Here is a 17,997-nt window from a genome sequence, read left to right as displayed (position 1 = left end):
GTGCCACTGCGCAGATCACGCGGCCTCACGCAGATTGCGCTTGGGACCTTAGCCTTGATGTTTTTTTGCCAGCCTGGTTTGGCGGGGGATGTCGGGTCAGCAATAGAGGAGGCGTTGCTTCAGCCCGCAAAGGCGTCACCCACCCGACCCAATGTCGTATTAATTTTGGCGGACGATTTAGGATTTAGCGATCTGGCCCCTTACGGTGGCGAGATCAACACACCGACCTTGTCTGCCCTGGCCGCCGCCGGTGTTAGCTTTAGCAATTACCATACAGCTGCCAGTTGTGCGCCTTCTCGCGCCATGCTGTTGACGGGTGTGGATAGTCACCGGGCAGGGGTACCCAATATCCCAGAAATGATTCCCCCGGATCAGCGGCAGCAGGCCCATTATCAGGGGGTCCTTGGCCGCAACGTCGTGACGATCGCTTCTCTTCTGCAGGATTCCGGCTATCACACCTATATGGCGGGGAAGTGGCACTTGGGTATGACGCCGGATCTTTTGCCCTATAGCAGAGGCTTCGAGCGCACGGTGTCCATGGCTGATTCTGGCGCGGACAATTGGGAGCAAAAGCCCTACCTGCCTATCTACGAGAAGGCCAATTGGTTTGCGGATGGGCAAGCGTTCAGTTTACCCGAGAACTTTTATTCCTCGCGCTTTCTCATCGATAAGACCATTGAGTTTATTGACAGCAATGCGGACGATGAGCAGCCGTTCTTTGCCTATGTCCCATTTCAGGCGGTGCATATGCCGGTGCAGGCACCCCAAGAATTTATCGATCGCTATATGGGCGTCTATGACCAAGGCTGGGAGGTTTTGCGGCACGAGCGGCACGAGCGGGCTAAGGATCTGGGGGTGATCCCGGCGGAGTCGACTATGGTGACTATGTCCACCACTGAAGACTGGGATGAACTTTCACAGGCCGAAAAACGCTATCAGGCAAAGCGCATGGCTGTGTACGCCGCTATGGTCGAGGCGATGGACCACCACTTGGGTCGCTTGGTGAAGCACCTCAAAGCGAACGGACAGTACGACAATACTGTGTTTATTTTTACGTCGGATAATGGCAGCGAAGCCAGCGGCTCAGTTGATCCGGACAATGCGGCGACGCGCTTTGTGCTGGCTCGACAGGGGTACACCAACGAGTACGACACCTTGGGTTTAAAAGGGAGTTTCAACAGTTTGCCACCGAGTTTTAGCAGTGCTTCTGTATCACCCTTGGCCTTCTATAAGTTTTATTCGGGTGAGGGCGGTATGCGTGTGCCGCTCATCGTAGCTGGCGCTGGGATAGATCAAAAACCGGGTTTTTCTAAAGCATTTGCCTACGTGACTGACATCGCACCGACTGTTTTGGAGCTGACGGGAACAGCTCTACCGGGAAGTCGCTACGGCGGTCGCCTCGTTGAGCCCATGATCGGACGGACTCTTTTGCCCCTGCTGCGCGGCGACGTTGGGCGTGTGCATGCCGACCACGAGGCGATAGGCTACGAGCTGGCCGGTAACGCCGCGCTTTTTCAGGGTGACTACAAGATCGTCATTAATCGCGGTCCCTTGGGTGACAATCAGTGGCACCTGTTCAACATCGTTACGGATCCCGGCGAAACACAGGATCTGGCCGGTAAGATGCCCACACGTTTTCAGCACATGCTGAGCCTGTATCAAAGCTATGTAAAGGATAATGGCGTGCTGCCCGTATCGTCGAACTATAACGATCGACGACAGGTCGCCATCAACGGCTTGCAGGATCGATTTGGTCGACAGATTCTCCTGGCCTTGCTGTCGCTGGTGGTGCTGTTGCCGTTTCTTATTGTCTATCGTTTGCGCTACCGACGCTGAGTGGCCGGGCGGCAGCGACTAGGATTCGCTCTCGTTATAGGCTCTTACGGCTATGAATAATGTCTTTTGAGCCTGCGGGCAGGGAGAACGTTGTACCGTCCCGGCCAACGGTATAGTCCGAAAAAACATCATCTGCGCCATTGAGAAACAGCGTTTCCTGACCGGGAAAAACGATCGGCGGCACGATGTGATAGTAGAGCAGGTGGCCCACTTTTGCGTCGCGCGCCGTCTCGGCCGCTTCTGCAGGGCTGGTGTGGTAGTCCAAAATATCATGTGTAATCTTGGCTAATACTGTGTTGCCTGTTTCTACGGCGGCTTCGTGCATCATATTGACCAGATTGGGAGCCAGCGCCTCGTGTACCAGCAGGTCTACTCCCTGCGAGAACTGCTGAATGTTGTCCTGCTTTGTTGTGTCGCCGCTTATCAGCAGTGAGCGGTCCTTGTAGGTAAATCGATAGCCGACGGCTGGTTTAATGGGTGCGTGGTTTACCGCCAGGGCTTCTATCTTCAGGTCGCCCTCATCAATCAATGTTGTGAGAGTTCCTATGGCCGGTGCAGCGAAGGGCTTTGCCATCATCCCAGCCCCGCTTAAAGGCGCCACGCTGTCGCCATGATGGGCGTGGCGATATTCTTCGTCCTGCGCGTAGGCTAAGTTAAAGCCGTCCACAACCCGGCTGACGCCGCTGGGGCCGTATACCGGCAAGGCTTCGGTGTTCCCGGCGCTGACCCAGCGTATGGTGGCCAGCTCGCCCAAACCGTCGATATGGTCGGAGTGGAAGTGGGTGAGAAAAACCGCCTCAATGGAGCCGGCTGCATACCCCATACGGCCCAGATTGCGGACTCCGTCAGTCCCTGCATCGACAACAAACAGACGTTTGCCCGCGACGACTGCGACACAGGGTCCCGATGCATTGGGCGCTGGCAAGGGCCCGCCAGCACCACAGAGGGTCAAATGCAGACCGTCGGCAAAGCTGTCGACTATGTTGGTACCTAGTCGAGTCTGGAGTCCTTTAGCCATGACCCGTTCGGCGATGGCCGCGCGTTGCAGGTATGCCCCGACACCGACCAGTGCAATGACAGATAGTATGACGAGTGGTTTTTTCACGGTGTCTCCACTGTTAGCTCAACTTCAGCCGTTGAGAATCGCTTCCAACTTCGCACAGCGTGGGCGCGTTTGCTATACGTTTGACAGGCAGAGTCACATAATGACATTATTTATGTCAATAAAATTTAGCGTCACTGCGCTGAAGCAATCCTAGACTTAAGAGGGACCAATTGATGGACTTTTTGCGAACTCCCGCCGAGCGCTTCGAGAATCTCCCTGACTATCCGTTTGCGCCGAACTTTCGGATGATTCCTGCCGGGGATGGCAGTGAGCTCCGTATGCACTATCTCGATGAGGGGCCTTTGGATGGGCAAGTGGTGTTGCTGATGCATGGTCAACCCAGTTGGTCCTATCTGTACCGCAAAATGATTCCGCTGTTGGTCGGTGGTGGTTATCGCGTGATTGCACCCGACCTGATTGGTTTCGGGAAGTCAGATAAGCCTACACAGCGCGAGGACTATACTTATGCCAATCATGTGGCATGGATCAAATCCTTTCTCGACGCACTTGATCTGAGTGGCATTACTCTGTTCTGTCAGGATTGGGGTGGCCTCATTGGCTTGCGTGTCGCGGCGGAAAACGGTGACCGTTTTTCCCGGATAGTGGTGGCAAACACCGGCCTGCCTGATTCCAAGGGTATCGCCGACGCGGACGTGATAGAAATTTGCGATGCCATGGAGGCGTATTACCAGTCCGTGCCTGTGCACGCCAATGCACTTGAGATGGCGATGGGAATGGGTGGCGATGAATCGAGCATGAAGTTCATGCATTGGCAAAAATTCTGCGCTGAGTCCGAAGGGTTTCGCCCAGAGGAGGTGATGGTGTTGATGCTTTCTTTGTCTGAAGAAGAAAAAGCGGCTTACGCAGCGCCGTTTCCTGATGAGTCTTACCTTTCTGGCGCGCGGCAGTTTCCAACTCTCGTGCCCATACGACCAGACAACCCGGCAACAGAGGCTAATCGGGCCGCATGGTCGGTATTTGAGCAATGGACTAAGCCCCTGCTAACCGCATTTTCTGATTCTGACCCAATAACGGCCGGTGCCGAGGTTCGCTTTCAGCAATCCGTACCCGGTGCGCAGGGGCAGCCGCATGTCACGATTGCCGGCGCCGGACACTTTCTCCAGGAACAGGCTCCTGAGCAGTTGGCCGATGTGACGATGACGTTGATGCGTAACAATCCGCTCTGAGCTTCTGTGATCTATGGCTGCTTGGGCGTTGCAGCGTATCTTCGAATTCCTGTCCCTCCGGAGCCCTCGTCAGAGGGTATGATCTGCGGCACTGACTGTTGTCGTGTCCATGGCGTTGGCGACGTCTTGATCCGCATCCAGTTCGATTTCCTCCAGGGCCATACAAAACAGCACGTTCGCATGGGCAAACTGCGGCGCATTCAGGGCAGAGCCAAGATAGTCGGTAATATTAGTTTCCTGCGGGCCGCTGGTTTTCATCGGAATAAAAGTGCAGTGCGCTGTTGCGAGCTCCTGCTTTATGACATCCGCGTCAATCACGCCATGCAGACATAGCTCGGCTTTTATTCGGGCATCCACCAAAAACTCTCGCAGATGTGCTTACGGTACGCTCGTGCCCTTTGTGTTGACGCTGTGCGTGTACACGCAGCGTCAGCCTGCGGCCGCTGCCACTTTGGCTATCGAAATAGGCGAGCAGGAGCATAAGCTCACTGGTGCGCAGTTCACCTCACTAGATATCCACCGTGCTGGTCTCTGTCACCCCTTCCGGACCTTTCAGGGTGGCCGCGATTACGCTGATGTTGTTGCGTATTGCTGTCATTATCATGCTGTGCAGAGAAAGCGCTGCAGCAGCGCCTGTATCCATAAGCAAGGTATTGGGTCGAAGGTGACCAAGTCCCTGAGACTGAAATATGGTGCTAAAGGCCGAAGCGGAAGTGATACCGCCTACTGCAAGCGGGAATATGCCCAGTCCCGACTCTCTAGCACTGGTCCGGATGCCGTCCTCAATTGTTCGCCGCTCCTGGGGCTCCAGTTTTTCTGCAAGAAATCGTAGTCCCGTGACAGTGGCACTTTCTCCCCTGAGCGCCTCCGTCAATCGCAGCAAACGGGGTTGTGCGATAGGGGTAGTAGGAAGTGCGGATAGAATCTGAGCGCGCCAATCCCGGGGGTGTTGCAGCGGTTCGCGCGCCTCGAGCCGTAGCAGTAAGTCTGCTGCTCGGGTGAAGTGCGATGCAGCTATGCTGACAGTCCAGTGCACGGGTGTGTCGTTACGGTGGGCGATCAGGCTGTACAGGACAGCGGCGACAATGCCTTTAGTGAGTCCAGCGGCCGGTTCAATGGCGAGTATGGCGATAGCACAGGCGACAACGCCGGCCAGAGATGCCCATTTGTTGTAAGCGCGCAGCGTTGGTCGAAAGGAGGGGCTATTGGCATGAGCCTCGTAAAATGTCGCGAGGTTGACCATGCCGTAGGTCAGTAAGAATGCGATGGTGACTACAACAGCCACGGTGTTCAGTTCACCTGCGAGGACGGTGAGCAGGACGATAACTTCGCAACAATCGTCGCGGCGGCGAATGATGCCGGTGTCGTCATTGACGCGCTGCTTCTGACCCAGGCGCAGACCGCCGCTTTTTGGGGTATTTTGCCGGCGCACTTTGGTTATCTGATCAGCGCAAGATCGGTCCACCGTTCGGTGTTTAGTTTTAGCCTCTTTAGTAACCCATGGCTTCTGGGCGGTATCGCGCTGAGCATATTGATAAGGTTTGTTCCTACACTTGTGCCGGAGGCCGCAGTCTTGTTTCGTACGGCACCGTTCCCCAACGAATGGTGGCCCGTAATCCTGCTATTTTTTTTGCCTAGCTTCATCGCCATTAAAAGTGACAAGACGCTACGAGTGATCTTTGGGAGTCTGAGGCAGGCCTAGCCAGTCTTACTGATTTATAGTGTAGCCATCAGAAGTATAATGAAGCGGCTTACTAAGCCCTGTGCACTCATTCCTAAAGACTAAAAAACTATGATCATCTATGGCGTTGCTCTCCTTTCAATCTGCCTACTAGTAGGGATGCTCACTGGACAGCTGCTGGGTGAAGTGCTCGGTGTCAGCGCTAATGTAGGTGGGGTTGGTATTGCCATGCTTCTGCTGGTGTTGGCCAGCAGTTCGAAGCCGTTTAAATCGTTGACCTCGGGCGCTGCCGGATCAGGGATTCAGTTCTGGAGCGCCATGTATATTCCCATAGTGGTAGCGATGGCCGCCAAGCAAAACGTGGCGGCGGCTGTGGATGGTGGGGTGCTTGCCTTGGTCGCAGGGGTAACAGCGGTGGTAGTGTCCTTTGCACTGGTGCCGATACTTAGCCGAATCGGCAACGCCTCCCAAGCAAAGACCAGTAAGAGTGTTGACTCCTGATGGACGTCATCGAAACGGTTTTTCTGCGTAACAATTTGATTGCTGCTTTTGCCTTCATTGGTCTGGTGATGTGGGTGTCGTATTTTCTGTCAGATAGGCTTACCGCAGGGCGTATTCACGGATCTGCGATAGCCATTGCTATTGGCTTGCTCGTTGCCTATTGGGGCGGCGTTACCAGCGGCGGCCAATCTGGTGCAGCCGATATCTGGTTACTAGGAGGGATTGGCTTGTTGGGCGGCGGCATGATGCGGGACTTTGCCATTGTAGCCACCGCTTTTGGTGTGCAGCTTAGTGAGTTAAAAAAAGCTGGCCTTGCGGCAATTGTTTCGATTTTTGCCGGTGTCATTGTGTCGTTCTTTGTGGGTGCTGTTGTCGCCGTGCTGTTTGGATACACCGACCCGGTGTCGATCACTACCATTGGCGCAGGTGCGGTGACCTATATTGTTGGGCCGGTGACAGGCGAGGCCATTGGCGCATCAGATGGGGTAATAACATTGAGTGTTGCCACGGGATTGATTAAGTCTATTCTGGTGATGGTGGGAACACCCTTCGTGGCCAAGTCTATTGGCTTGGATAATCCACAGTCTGCCATGGTGTTCGGCGGTTTAATGGGAACCACCAGTGGTGTTGCGGCAGGTTTGGCGGCCACGGATCCAACGCTGGTTCCTTATGGTGCAATGACGGCAACCTTCTATACCGGTATTGGTTGCCTGTTGGGGCCTTCATTATTGTTCTTTGCCGTCAGTGCTTTTTTTTAGAGAAACGCGGTCACGATGCACCGTGAAATTATTAGACTCGTATAGAGATCGTTAAACTATGCCCCTACTCTCTTTTCCTGATTTATGTGATGACAATCTCAAAATAGCGTTAGTCGAAGGTGACTTGGTCTTTAGTTACGGCGAGCTAAACCACCGTGCTAACTGCCTTGCTAGCGGTTTACTCGGCGCGAGCAGCGATTTAGCCGAGGAGCGAGTTGCCTTTTTCTTGCCCGCTAGCATGGACTATGTGGCCGCTATGCACGGCGTGTGGCGCGCGGGGGGCATCGCTGTTCCTTTGAATGTGGCCTCGGCGGTAACAGAGTTAGAGCATTACCTTGGCAGTGCCGGAGTCACGCGCTTGATAGCCGGTCCCGAGCACCGTGCGTCCCTCGTCGATCTTTGTGCAGGGTTAGAGATTGAGTTGATTGGCGTTACTGATGTTCTATGTGAGGACATTGTTGAGTTACCAGAGATCGCGCCGGGACGACGGGCCATGATTTTGTTTACCAGTGGCACCACGAGTAAACCCAAAGGCGTGGTTAGTACGCACCAGACTATTGATGCGCAAATGAAAGCATTGGTGGATGCCTGGGAGTGGAGCGCAAACGATGTGATCCCCTTGTTTTTGCCGCTGCACCACGTGCACGGGATCATCAACATTCTCAGTTGCGCACTCGCAGCAGGGGCTACAGTTCACTTGTACAAATCCTTCGATATTCCCCGCATCACCCAGCAGATTGTTGCCGGTACTTTTAACGTGTTTATGGCGGTGCCGACAATTTATGTGAAGCTCATTCACCACTTTGAGACGATTGATGCTACCGCGCTTGCGGATGTTTGCACCGGCTTCAAGGCGATGCGTTTGAACGTCTCGGGCTCTGCTGCCTGCCCCGAGAGCTTGTTTCACCGCTGGGAGGAGTTAACCGGGCAAGTGCTGCTAGAGCGTTACGGAATGACCGAAATCGGCATGGCCCTGTCGAACCCCTATAGAGGAGAGCGCCGCGCAGGGCACGTGGGTCAGGCCTTGCCTGGCGTTGAGATCAAACTATTTGATGAGCACAACGTACCCATTGATGAGGAGGCATCTCCCGGGGAAATTCGCGTAAAGGGCGATAGTGTTTTTCTCGAGTACTGGGGTAACGAAGCAGCCACGAAAACGAGTTTTATTGATGGGTGGTTTGCTACCGGTGATGTAGCGGTGCTGGACGATGGCTACTACCGCATCATGGGCCGCTCTTCCGTCGACATTATTAAGTCTGGGGGCTACAAGCTTTCGGCTCTGGAGATAGAGGCCGTGCTCCTCACCCACGAAGCGATCGCTGAAGTAGCAGTGCTAGGGGTAGAGGATGAAACCTGGGGCGAGTCTGTCCTTGCGGTTATCGGCCTCAAAGAAGGTGCAGCGTTAGAGTATTTGAACCTAAAGCAGTGGTGCAGCGGTAAAATGTCGTCTTACAAAATCCCGAAAGCGATCAAAATCGTCGAGAGCCTTCCCAGGAATGCGATGGGTAAAGTCACCAAGCCGGCACTTCGTGAGTTGAGTTAAGTGTCACTCAACCGCAGCTCGAGAGGCGATTCTTGTGCGCCATGCTTCTCGGTCCTACAATGCGCGCCCTCGACGACGGCTCGAGGTTCCTGCAGATGGTTCGCTGCCGCGGTAGCAGGTACCTAGGGGTGCGTAGCATTGGCTTTTGCCCAAGCTCACGGAGCATATGGAATCGAGAGTGTTTCGCCAAGACACTGAAATTCAGTTGAACGTTTTAGCCGATGTAGCTCAGCTCGGTAGAGCATCGCATTCGTAATGCGCAGGTCGTAGGTTCAAATCCTATCATCGGCACCAAATCCACGAGGTCTGTATCTGTACCGGTGACATGGTTTACAGACCACAGCGCGCGTATGGTCTACAGTATAAGGATAAAGGACGCATAGACGATACGATACGATACGTATCGGTAGAAGAATCATGCTGCTAGTGAATCTGAACAATCAGACTGGTGTGGCCACCGTTAAGCCGTAAGATCGCCTGACAGAGGCGGACTTTGATGCGGTTGTGGGCGTTATCGACCCATACCTTACAGAGCACGGCGTCCTCAATGGGCTGATCATCGCGACGGAGGATTTCCCGGGCTGGGATTCTTTTGGGGCTCTGGTGAGGCACACCAAGTTTGTTAGGCAGCACCATGAGAAGCTGTCGCGTGTTGCACTCGTCACGGACTCCGCGATAGGTGATTTAGCGGAGAAACTTGCGAGTCATTTTGTGGCGGCCGAGGTGAGACATTTTCCCTACCCGGGATTAGCTGACGCACAATCTTGGGTTGCGCAAAACACGACCGATTGAATCGCATAAAGCTTAGTGTACTGTTATTCACCCGCACGTCGCAGTGCGACGGGTTTTACCTGCACCGATTGATCGCCGCTGGTTAACCATAGCTCGCCGTCAGAAATCGTGCATTGCAGTGCCAGCCCCGGCGCTGCCAATGCGCCAAGCGCCGCAAGTTCAGTGTCAGTCACACTGTATACAGAGAGATTGTTAAAACGAGCCAGGGCATCGGCATTTTTGTTCCACCAGACTTTGAACGCACGTTCACCATAGGCGTACAGCAGGACTTTTTGCGCACGACCGCTAGCCTTGCGCAGACGGGTCGGGTCCGGCGTTCCCAGTTCAATCCATAACTTAATGGCGTCAGTGAGATCCTTTATCCACAGGTCGGGCTCATCATCTGTACTGATGCCCCGGCCAAACTGCAGGTGCTCATGAGCGTGTAGAGCAAACATCGCAACCCGCAACATCATGCGCGCGTCGGTTTCCGATGGATGGCGGGCGACGGCTAATGCGAAGTCTTCATATACATTACGATCCAGGTCAGCAACGTTGAGCTTAACCTTAAAGACCGTGGATTTGATTGCCATCTCAGTGCGCCGCCACGACTGGTTGCTGTTGGGTAATGCAATGGATGCCACCGCCACCCTCGGCGATGTGATCGATGCGAACCTGTACGATTTCGCGGTGCGGAAAATACGACTGCAAGCGTTCTTTCACCTGATCGTCCAGGCTTATACCGTAAGCTGGCGCAATGACCGCGCCGTTGGCGAGATAGAAATTCACGTAGGACAAGCAGAATCGATCGCCGATGGCGCAGTCACCGGGTGCCTCGGGCAACTCTAGCAATTCAAAGTGGCGCCCCTTAGCATCAGTCTCTGTTTCCAGTTGTCGGCGCAATGAGTCAAAAAAAGGCTTTCGAGGATCCTGGGGATTGCTACTGCCTTCGATAATGATGCTGCCGGGTTTGGAGAATGCGGCAATTCCATCGATATGCCCATCCGTTTCGTCATCCAATGGGTCCCCGGGCAACCAGATGACTTTGTCTACGCCTAGTTGAGTTTTGAGTTCGCTCTCGATCGCGTCTTGGGACCAATTCGGATTGCGGTTTTTGTTGGGGAAGCAGCTCGTGGTTGTGAGTAAGGTTCCTTCACCATCCACGCAAAGACCACCGCCTTCGGCAATCAGCGATGACCGTAGCGCGGGTACATCGCAACGCTGCAATATGCGTTCGGCCATTTGAGCGTCTTGGTCATAGGGCTGATACTTATTACCCCAGGCATTAAAGCCAAAGCAGACACCAGCAAGCGCTCCGGACTCATCGTGCACAAAGCTAGGTCCGCTATCGCGGGCCCAGGAGTCATCAATGGGTATTTCGAATAGTTCGATGTCGCTGCTAAGGTATTTTTTTGCTTCGGCTATGAGCTGTGGTGGAACGAGCATCGTTACGGGCTCGAAGCGCCGTATAGCGTGGGCTACATCGGCGTAGTGCTGCTGTGTGCCTCCGGATTCGCTCCACATGCCCGAACGGCAAGGCCACGCCATCCAGCAGCGATCGTGAGCGGTCCATTCGGCGGGCATACGGTGGCTGTGTTTCATAGGGGGCTTAGTTGGCGAGCGATAGTTGCTTGGTGGTAGGTTAGAGCAGAGTGACAGCCCGGGCAAAGGGAAAATCTTGAGTTCACTGTAAAATCGATTGAAGTCACGAGCGTGAAACTCTTACAGTAAGCTCTTGATTTACAAGGAACAGGCTATGAGAACAGTATCAGTGGCTGCGACACAGATGGCCTGTACATGGGATCGATCTCAGAACATTGATCGGGCAACGCAGCTCGTGCGCGCGGCGAAGTCCGGGGGCGCCCAGATAGTTCTGCTGCAGGAGCTCTTCGAAACCCCTTACTTCTGTATCGAACAGAAGGGCGAGCATCTGCAGTTGGCGAGCTCGCGCGATGACAATTCATTACTACAGCATTTTCAGAACCTGGCGGCAGAGCTCCAGGTGGTACTACCTATTAGTTGGTTTGAGCGGGCTGGAAACAGCTTCTTCAACTCGGTGTGCATGATTGATGCAGATGGAAGCGTATTGGGGTATTACCGAAAGTCTCACATTCCTAATGGTATTGCATATCAAGAGAAGACTTACTTCTCACCGGGGGATACGGGCTTTCAGGTTTGGAATACGCGGTACGCCCGCGTCGGTCTCGCTATTTGCTGGGACCAATGGTTTCCTGAGGCCGCACGCATCATGGCGCTGCACGGCGCCGAGCTGTTGTTCTACCCCACGGCGATTGGTAGTGAGCCGGGGAATCCGACCTTAGATTCCCGTGGGCACTGGCAGCGAACTATGCAGGGACACGCGGCGGCAAATGTGGTCCCGGTTGTTGCTTCTAATCGTATTGGAAAGGAGGTGGCGACTACCGATTCATCCTTGATGATGTCGTTTTATGGAAACTCCTTTATTACTGATCACACCGGTGCGCTGCTGCAAAGTGCCGACTCCGAAAGCGAAACTGTATTGGTGAGTGATTTTGACCTCGACGAAATCGACGTGTATCGCACCGAGTGGGGCCTGTTCCGTGATCGTAGGCCAGATCTGTACTCCGATATCTGTCGTTATTCTCCGGGCGATCGATAGATGCTTCCGGGGCCCCGTTTATGGGGGCTGGCCCTTCTAGGTTGTACGTCGATAATCCCGATTCTCATCGGACCCATCATCATTGGTGTTTTGGTGGACTTTGGCGGTTTTACAAATCGTGACGCAGGCCTTACGGCTGGCTATGGTGCGATTGGTTCTGTCGTTGTAGCGCTGGTTTGCGCTTTGAATATGCATCGATTGCCGCTACGCAGGCTCGCACTCGCCGGTGTGTGTCTAGCGGCTGGATCCCATTTGGCCGCCGCCTTGTTCTATGAGCATCATGGTCTTTTTTATATCTGTCGAACAGCGGGTTCCATAGGCGATGGAGCCGTTTATGCATCGGTAATGAGCGCCTTTGCGCGGCAAACACGTTCCGAGCGTTGTTACGGCATGTTCATGATGCTGCAGTTTGGGTTGGCGGCGGTGGGTCTCTGGGGATTGCCGACACTGCTTCCAGAAATGAACGTCACTCAGATGTATCTGGGATTTTTCGTCCTTAATTTGGGTTCGTTTACACTTTTACGCTTCTTGCCTGCTGATGCCGCCGAGGCTGCGGGGGTCAGTATTCGCGGTAAAGAGTGGCGCCTGCTTCTGGCCATTCCGGCCCTCGGTGGATTGGCTACGTTGTTCTTTTTTGAAGGTAGTAATGTGGGTACTGACGCCTACATGGAGCGTATCGCTGTTTTCGCCGGTTATAGCGATGCGCAGATCGGTCAGGTGCTTGGCATTGCGTCGTTGCTTGGTGTGCCCGCGGCCTTTGCGATTCTATTTGTGAGCTCTCGCTTTGGTCATAGTCTGCCAGTATTCCTTGGCATTGCGACTGGAGCGGCGTCTTTGACGGGGCTCATGCGTGCAGACAGTTACAGTGAGTTTTTTCTGTGGACCTGCGTACATAGCGCGAGTTGGGCCTTCACAACACCGTATATTCAATCCATCCTCGCGGATATGGACCCTGGAGGCGCGGTGGTTACGGCCGGAGGCATCGCAAGTGGTGCGGGCGCTGGGGCAGGGCCCACGGCAATGGCTATGCTGGTATCAGCGGATAATTATTCGGGTGTACTGTCCGTTGGGATCGCTGCGTATACGCTGGCAGCCGCGGCAATCGCCTTGGCCTTGTTGTTAGGTCTACGGCGAGGTATGGGCCAAATCAATTAGCTGCGAACACCGGTGTCTGCTGGTTTTTACTGGGAATTCTCAGATTCTGGTGGAACCGCTAGCGCTCTTACGTCACGATACACGTCTCCCGTTAGTAAACCCTGACACGGGCTCATGATCTAAGTAATGACAATCCAATTGATGACATTCCAAACAGGGCAGTGGTGACGTGAGCGATTCGGCGCAATCCTATATTTTGACCTTCTCTTGTCCCGATTCCATCGGCGTGGTGGCTCGCTATTCGAATTTGTTTTACGAATGTGGGATCAACATCACCGAGATTTCTAACTACACAGACCCCGTGACCAATACGTTTTTTCTGCGCTGCGTGTTCGACGTAAGCGGTATGAGCTGCAGTCTTGAGCAGTTCAAAGCCAGACTGCTGCCTGTCGCCGATGATTTGCAGATGGAATATTCGCTTCGCTGCGCGACCGCCTTGCCTAAGGTGGTCATCGCTGTTTCGCGCTATGATCACTGTCTTACTGCTTTATTGACCAAGCAGCGGGCGGGAGCCCTGCCCGCGGATATTGTTGCGGTGCTTAGCAATCATGAGGACTGCCGCGCGCTGAGCCAGTGGCACGGCATTCCTTTTCATCACCTGCCCATTACGCGAGAAACCAAGCCGACTCAGGAGCAAAAGCTACTTTCTATCTTGAAAGACTGTGAGGCCGACCTGCTGGTGCTTGCCCGCTACATGCAGATACTCTCTGATGATCTCTGTGCACAGCTGTCTGGCCGGGCGATCAATATCCATCATTCTTTCCTGCCCGGCTTCAAGGGTGCGAAGCCCTACCATCAAGCCTATGATCGCGGGGTCAAGGTGATTGGTGCTACCGCGCATTACGTGACGGCTGACTTGGATGAAGGTCCGATTATCGCGCAGGAAGTACGCCCTATTGATCACGAGATATCGGTGGAGCAGATGGTCCATTTAGGCCACGATACTGAGGCTACGGCGCTATCCCAGGCTGTGCGTCTGCACTGCGAGCAACGCGTCATACTTAATGGTCAGAGGACCGTTATTCTTTAACTTTTTGGAGTATTCATGAGCGCATCAATCATCGACGGCAAAGCAGCGGCACTCGCGCTGCGTGAACGACTGGCCATCGAAGTCTCCCGCATCGACGCAGAGCATAGCTGGGTGCCCGGGCTTGCTGTGGTACTGATAGGAGAAGATCCGGCAAGTCAGGTCTACGTGCGCAACAAGGGTAAGCAAACGGCTGAGGTCGGCATGCGGAGTTTCGAGCACAAGCTGCCCGCCAGCACCAGTGAGCGTGAGTTGCTTGACTTGGTTCGCTCTCTCAATGGTGATGACGCCGTCAATGGCATTCTCGTGCAATTACCGCTCCCTGCACATATTGATGCGCAGCTTGTCATCGAAACTATCGACCCCGCAAAAGACGTTGATGGCTTTCATCCCATGAACACTGGTGGTCTGTCCAACGGTGATCCAACCGCACTGGTTCCCTGCACACCGCTGGGCTGTCTTATGATGTTGCGAGAGCAGTTTCCTGAGGGTATGGCGGGGCAGCATGCAGTGGTGGTCGGTCGCAGCAATATTGTCGGCAAGCCTATGGCGCAGCTGCTCATCGCCGAAAGCTGCACGGTTACCGTGGCGCATTCCAAGACTCGAGATCTTCCCGGGCTATGTCAAACCGCCGATATTCTGGTGGCAGCAGTCGGGCGGCCAGAGATGGTGCGCGGAGCTTGGGTTAAAGAAGGTGCGGTGGTGATAGATGTCGGCATCAATCGCGTAGAGGTCGAGGGCCAGGACAACACACGGCTGGTGGGTGATGTTGCCTTTGCCGAAGCCGCGGACAGAGCGCGCGCAATCACGCCGGTGCCAGGTGGGGTAGGGCCCATGACCATAGCTTGTCTACTGCGCAATACTGTGGTCGCGGCGTGCCGGCAGCACCGCGTCGTCTGCGAACTGTCTTAGGTCCTAAGCTGCTGTTTTCATAAGCTGAGTGGGGTCTGTCGGCGATCAAGACGGTTCCGGCGATTCCGGGAAAGCCTTGAGCACCTCACGTAGTAAATCCCAGCGATTAAATCCCTGCTTGCCGTAGTCCAGACCTCGACGCACGATCACAAGATCGTGCTCTGGGTCGATGATGACGTATTGACCACGGTTTCCTGCAGTGCTGTAGGCATTCGCGGGTACTTCATCTTTGCGATCATCGGGTACCAGCCACCATTGCGCGCCGTAATCGTTGCCGCGAGACGCGCTGGCTGGTGCTGGTGCTCGGGAGAAGCTGATCCAGTCACTGGAAATCAAGCGCTCACCGTTCCACATGCCGTCATTAAGGTAGAGCAGGCCAAAGCGGCCAAGATCTCGAGCGTTGGTATACGCCTGGCTGCTCAGTATGAAATCGCCAAAGCGGTCCGCCGATAGCAGTGTATTACGCATACCGATGCGGTCCAGCAGGCGCTTTCTAGGGAACTCCCGATACGCGCTATTGCTTGGGAGCGTGTTTTTGAATGCTTTGACCGCCAGTAAGGTGTCGTAATTCTCGTATTCCCAGTAGCTGCCCGGCTCGCGTATCAGTCCGCGGTTGCGAGCTCCGTCTACGGAACTCGCACCCGCCCAGTAGGCGAGTCCGGAGCCTGTGGCGTATTCCATGTTGAAGCTGTCCACGGGATACAGGCCACTTGTCATATTCAGCAGCTGCCGCAGGGTGATGGCCTTTCTGGGGTCTTCTCCGCCAGATACCGCTGGGAGCCAGTCGATGTCTACGGGGGTGTCTAACGACATTTTGCCGGCATCAACCTGCATGCCTATGAGTGTGGCCCCAATGCTCTTCGCCGTGGACCAGGTTCGAGTGCGAGTGCTTTGATCGATACCCTGCGCATAGCGTTCGTGAATGATTTTGCCTTGATGGATGATCAGTAAACTTAGGGTGTCCTGTTCTTCTGTGGCGCGATCAAAAGCCCAGTTAGAAGCCTGCGCTAGCGCCTCGGCGTTAAGCGTAGCCGGAATCGGCATATCGGCGTTGGCATCGCCTTGGGGCCAGGGAAGCGTTCGCGGGTCAGACTTGGGGTAGGGCATGTCCAATTTGGGCAGTTTGTCGATATCCGACAAAGTCATGTTAGGCGCCATAACCACGCAGCCTATACCCTGGCGGAACGCCGAAATCACCGCGGGTCCGTTGGCATCGCCACCGACACTGATGGCCTGCTCGCGCGGATACAAGGTGTAGGGACCCCCCGTCGCATCCCCCAGAACGTGCTCTCCAAGATAGGCGAGCTCCTGCGCGAATATCTGATCGAGGTTCCGGCGCGATGTGTAAAGACCATTGCAGGTCAGCAGCGACTGCACGCCGTTGCGAATCAGTTGGCGATTTGCCAAAAAGTAATCATAGCTTTCCTCTTCGGCAAGCGATGTCACACTTAGTATGGCCAGTAGAAGTGATGGGAAGAGCTTTGACATGGGAATTCCGCTGCTGTGCAAAATGGAGACTATACACAATAGAGCACCTGGCCTGGCAATCCGAGATAGACTGCAAATTACGGCCAACGCAGCAGGATACAGCCCATGCGGATAAGACTGGCACCACTGTTCTTTGTACTAATTTCGGCCTGTGGGATTGCCCAGGGCGACCCACTCGGGACCGAAACTCCCTCAGCCGCAGATACGTCTCAGGGCTATATTCATGAGGGGGAGTCTATTGGGAATGTGCGCCAGGTCTATGACGGAGCGCTGTTTCCGGATGAGCAGATAAGGACCTTTCGAAACATTCATAGGCTGTTTCCCACCCGCATCGTGGCTGCGGGAGGAGAACCTTATCCCTTGCCCATCGCCAAGGAGCCGTTGAAGAACTTCCAGTTTGCGTCTCGCGGTAAAACCTGGGATCTCTACGACTACTTTTCCTTAAACCGTGTTGGCGGGGTTTTGGTGGTCAATGCGGACGAGGTCGTTTTCGAACGGTATTTTTTTGGCAATAGCCCCAAGACCCAATGGATGTCCATGTCGGTTGTTAAATCTATGGTTGCGACGCTTGTGGGTGCCGCGATTCATGATGGCCACATCGAATCTATTGATGATCCATTGACGAGGTATTTGCCGCAGTTCGCCGGTAGCGCTTATGACGGCGTAACCGTGCGGCACTTACTGCAGATGGCGTCCGGTGTTGCCTGGAATGAGACTTACACCGACCCGGCCTCTGATCGACGGGCAATGTTGGAGGCCCAAATTAGCCAGCAGCCTGGTGCGATTCTTGATCTCATGGGGAGTCTCTCCCGGGCCGCCGAACCCGGGTCGCGTTGGAACTACAGTACGGGAGAAACACAGGTGGTCGGTGCGTTGGTGGCCGCTGCCACAGATATGCCCGTAGCGGATTACCTATCGCAAACGATTTGGCAGCCCTTTGGCATGGAGTCAGACGCGACTTGGTGGCTTGATTCTCCCGACGGCCTGGAGATTGGCGGCAGTGGCTTGTCAGCGACGCTTCGCGACTATGCGCGCTTTGGCATTTACATGCTCAATGAAGGTCTAATCAACGACGAAGAGACGCTGCCTCCAGGCTGGGTAGAGGCGGCCACTAGCGTCAAGCAGATCGAGGGGGAGCCCGTTGAGTATGGCTATATGTGGTGGCCTTTGGACGATGGCGCCTATTCAGCCATCGGTATTTTTGGACAGTTTGTCTATGTGCATCCGGCCAGCCGTACGGTTATTGCCATGTGGGGAGCGCAGCCCAAGCCTGTGGGAACTGACGTGATCGACGAGTACGATTTTTTTAATGCCATTGTGCGTGAGCTTCAGGGCCCTCAAAGTACTAGAATGCACGCACACGACAGCATCAGATTCTCAGAATAACTCGGGAGA

The 17,997-nt window shown here is 54.6% G+C and carries 18 protein-coding genes and 1 tRNA gene; 13 read left to right on the top strand and 6 right to left on the bottom strand.

Going from position 1 to position 17,997, the window contains the following annotated elements; translation table 11 throughout:
• Positions 1 to 1,836, top strand: coding sequence for an arylsulfatase (locus ACI9KD_RS03760; RefSeq protein WP_414979818.1), 1,836 nt, complete (start codon positions 1 to 3; stop codon positions 1,834 to 1,836).
• 34 nt (positions 1,837 to 1,870) lie between these two features.
• Here the strand turns inward: ACI9KD_RS03760 and ACI9KD_RS03755 are convergent, their stop codons facing one another.
• Entirely contained in the window at positions 1,871 to 2,941 is a 1,071-nt protein-coding gene (locus ACI9KD_RS03755; RefSeq protein WP_414979817.1) for an MBL fold metallo-hydrolase, read from the bottom strand.
• A gap of 173 nt (positions 2,942 to 3,114) precedes the next feature.
• Here ACI9KD_RS03755 and ACI9KD_RS03750 point away from each other — a divergent pair, with 173 nt between their 5' ends.
• Complete coding sequence (locus ACI9KD_RS03750; protein WP_414979816.1) at positions 3,115 to 4,128, top strand: haloalkane dehalogenase; 1,014 nt, start codon at positions 3,115 to 3,117, stop codon at positions 4,126 to 4,128.
• A gap of 69 nt (positions 4,129 to 4,197) precedes the next feature.
• Here ACI9KD_RS03750 and ACI9KD_RS03745 read toward each other — a convergent pair whose 3' ends face one another.
• A complete protein-coding gene (locus ACI9KD_RS03745) occupies positions 4,198 to 4,485 on the bottom strand; it encodes a hypothetical protein (protein ID WP_414979815.1) in 288 nt (95 codons plus the stop codon).
• A 151-nt stretch (positions 4,486 to 4,636) separates the two neighbouring features.
• The gene (locus tag ACI9KD_RS03740; RefSeq protein WP_414979814.1) at positions 4,637 to 5,560 is read right to left on the bottom strand and encodes a hypothetical protein; all 924 of its coding nucleotides are present in this window, start codon (positions 5,558 to 5,560) and stop codon (positions 4,637 to 4,639) included.
• Between ACI9KD_RS03740 and ACI9KD_RS03735 the strand changes: the two genes are divergently transcribed.
• The 6 genes from ACI9KD_RS03735 (at position 5,549) to ACI9KD_RS03710 (ending at position 9,403) form a co-directional block, all read left to right on the top strand.
• The gene (locus ACI9KD_RS03735) at positions 5,549 to 5,830 is read left to right on the top strand and encodes a cation transporting ATPase C-terminal domain-containing protein (protein ID WP_414979813.1); all 282 of its coding nucleotides are present in this window, start codon (positions 5,549 to 5,551) and stop codon (positions 5,828 to 5,830) included. The genes ACI9KD_RS03740 and ACI9KD_RS03735 overlap by 12 nt on opposite strands.
• 90 nt (positions 5,831 to 5,920) lie before the next feature.
• Positions 5,921 to 6,310: a malonate transporter subunit MadL gene (gene madL, locus ACI9KD_RS03730; protein ID WP_414979812.1), complete on the top strand. Its 390-nt coding sequence runs from the start codon at positions 5,921 to 5,923 to the stop codon at positions 6,308 to 6,310.
• Positions 6,310 to 7,068, top strand: a complete 759-nt coding sequence (gene madM, locus ACI9KD_RS03725) for a malonate transporter subunit MadM (protein WP_414979811.1) — start codon at positions 6,310 to 6,312, stop codon at positions 7,066 to 7,068. Before madL ends, madM begins: the two co-directional genes overlap by 1 nt.
• Positions 7,069 to 7,126: 58 nt before the next feature.
• Positions 7,127 to 8,611, top strand: coding sequence for an acyl-CoA synthetase (locus ACI9KD_RS03720; protein WP_414979810.1), 1,485 nt, complete (start codon positions 7,127 to 7,129; stop codon positions 8,609 to 8,611).
• A 217-nt stretch (positions 8,612 to 8,828) separates the two neighbouring features.
• Positions 8,829 to 8,905 (top strand) — tRNA-Thr (locus ACI9KD_RS03715).
• A 210-nt stretch (positions 8,906 to 9,115) separates the two neighbouring features.
• The gene (locus ACI9KD_RS03710) at positions 9,116 to 9,403 is read left to right on the top strand and encodes an STAS/SEC14 domain-containing protein (protein ID WP_414979809.1); all 288 of its coding nucleotides are present in this window, start codon (positions 9,116 to 9,118) and stop codon (positions 9,401 to 9,403) included.
• Between the two features lie 23 nt (positions 9,404 to 9,426).
• Here ACI9KD_RS03710 and ACI9KD_RS03705 read toward each other — a convergent pair whose 3' ends face one another.
• Both ACI9KD_RS03705 and ACI9KD_RS03700 read right to left on the bottom strand, forming a co-directional pair.
• Positions 9,427 to 9,975 (bottom strand): YaeQ family protein, encoded by a 549-nt coding sequence (locus ACI9KD_RS03705; RefSeq protein WP_414979808.1) that lies wholly within the window; start codon positions 9,973 to 9,975, stop codon positions 9,427 to 9,429.
• 1 nt (position 9,976) lies between these two features.
• Positions 9,977 to 10,984 carry an agmatine deiminase family protein gene (locus tag ACI9KD_RS03700; RefSeq protein ID WP_414979807.1) on the bottom strand — a complete coding sequence of 336 codons (1,008 nt, stop codon included), beginning with the start codon at positions 10,982 to 10,984 and terminating at the stop codon, positions 9,977 to 9,979.
• A 154-nt stretch (positions 10,985 to 11,138) separates the two neighbouring features.
• Here ACI9KD_RS03700 and aguB point away from each other — a divergent pair, with 154 nt between their 5' ends.
• The 4 genes from aguB (at position 11,139) to folD (ending at position 15,114) form a co-directional block, all read left to right on the top strand.
• The gene (gene aguB / locus ACI9KD_RS03695) at positions 11,139 to 12,020 is read left to right on the top strand and encodes an N-carbamoylputrescine amidase (RefSeq protein WP_414979806.1); all 882 of its coding nucleotides are present in this window, start codon (positions 11,139 to 11,141) and stop codon (positions 12,018 to 12,020) included.
• The gene (locus ACI9KD_RS03690) at positions 12,021 to 13,175 is read left to right on the top strand and encodes an MFS transporter (protein ID WP_414979805.1); all 1,155 of its coding nucleotides are present in this window, start codon (positions 12,021 to 12,023) and stop codon (positions 13,173 to 13,175) included. It abuts the gene before it with no gap.
• A gap of 169 nt (positions 13,176 to 13,344) precedes the next feature.
• Entirely contained in the window at positions 13,345 to 14,205 is an 861-nt protein-coding gene (gene purU / locus ACI9KD_RS03685) for a formyltetrahydrofolate deformylase (RefSeq protein ID WP_414979804.1), read from the top strand.
• A gap of 15 nt (positions 14,206 to 14,220) precedes the next feature.
• Entirely contained in the window at positions 14,221 to 15,114 is an 894-nt protein-coding gene (gene folD, locus ACI9KD_RS03680) for a bifunctional methylenetetrahydrofolate dehydrogenase/methenyltetrahydrofolate cyclohydrolase FolD (RefSeq protein ID WP_414979803.1), read from the top strand.
• A 45-nt stretch (positions 15,115 to 15,159) separates the two neighbouring features.
• On the opposite strand, the gene ACI9KD_RS03675 is transcribed toward folD, so the two are convergent.
• Positions 15,160 to 16,602 carry a serine hydrolase domain-containing protein gene (locus ACI9KD_RS03675; RefSeq protein ID WP_414979802.1) on the bottom strand — a complete coding sequence of 481 codons (1,443 nt, stop codon included), beginning with the start codon at positions 16,600 to 16,602 and terminating at the stop codon, positions 15,160 to 15,162.
• Between the two features lie 105 nt (positions 16,603 to 16,707).
• Here ACI9KD_RS03675 and ACI9KD_RS03670 point away from each other — a divergent pair, with 105 nt between their 5' ends.
• A complete protein-coding gene (locus tag ACI9KD_RS03670) occupies positions 16,708 to 17,988 on the top strand; it encodes a serine hydrolase domain-containing protein (protein ID WP_414979801.1) in 1,281 nt (426 codons plus the stop codon).
• The last annotated feature ends 9 nt before the right edge of the window (positions 17,989 to 17,997 follow it).

Source organism: Congregibacter sp., assembly GCF_047617445.1.
Lineage (GTDB): Bacteria > Pseudomonadota > Gammaproteobacteria > Pseudomonadales > Halieaceae > Congregibacter.
Note: the sequence above shows the minus strand (reverse complement) of the source record. Positions and strands in the feature narration are given on the sequence as shown.

Excerpts from the sequence above, each read along its gene's own strand:
- ACI9KD_RS03750 (WP_414979816.1), top strand. The coding sequence starts at position 3,115 with ATGGACTTTTTGCGAACTCCCGCCGAGCGCTTCGAGAATCTCCCTGAC.
- madL (WP_414979812.1), top strand. The coding sequence starts at position 5,921 with ATGATCATCTATGGCGTTGCTCTCCTTTCAATCTGCCTACTAGTAGGG.
- madM (WP_414979811.1), top strand. The coding sequence starts at position 6,310 with ATGGACGTCATCGAAACGGTTTTTCTGCGTAACAATTTGATTGCTGCT.
- ACI9KD_RS03720 (WP_414979810.1), top strand. The coding sequence starts at position 7,127 with ATGCCCCTACTCTCTTTTCCTGATTTATGTGATGACAATCTCAAAATA.
- ACI9KD_RS03705 (WP_414979808.1), bottom strand. The coding sequence starts at position 9,975 with ATGGCAATCAAATCCACGGTCTTTAAGGTTAAGCTCAACGTTGCTGAC.
- ACI9KD_RS03700 (WP_414979807.1), bottom strand. The coding sequence starts at position 10,984 with ATGAAACACAGCCACCGTATGCCCGCCGAATGGACCGCTCACGATCGC.
- aguB (WP_414979806.1), top strand. The coding sequence starts at position 11,139 with ATGAGAACAGTATCAGTGGCTGCGACACAGATGGCCTGTACATGGGAT.
- ACI9KD_RS03690 (WP_414979805.1), top strand. The coding sequence starts at position 12,021 with ATGCTTCCGGGGCCCCGTTTATGGGGGCTGGCCCTTCTAGGTTGTACG.
- folD (WP_414979803.1), top strand. The coding sequence starts at position 14,221 with ATGAGCGCATCAATCATCGACGGCAAAGCAGCGGCACTCGCGCTGCGT.
- ACI9KD_RS03675 (WP_414979802.1), bottom strand. The coding sequence starts at position 16,602 with ATGTCAAAGCTCTTCCCATCACTTCTACTGGCCATACTAAGTGTGACA.
- ACI9KD_RS03670 (WP_414979801.1), top strand. The coding sequence starts at position 16,708 with ATGCGGATAAGACTGGCACCACTGTTCTTTGTACTAATTTCGGCCTGT.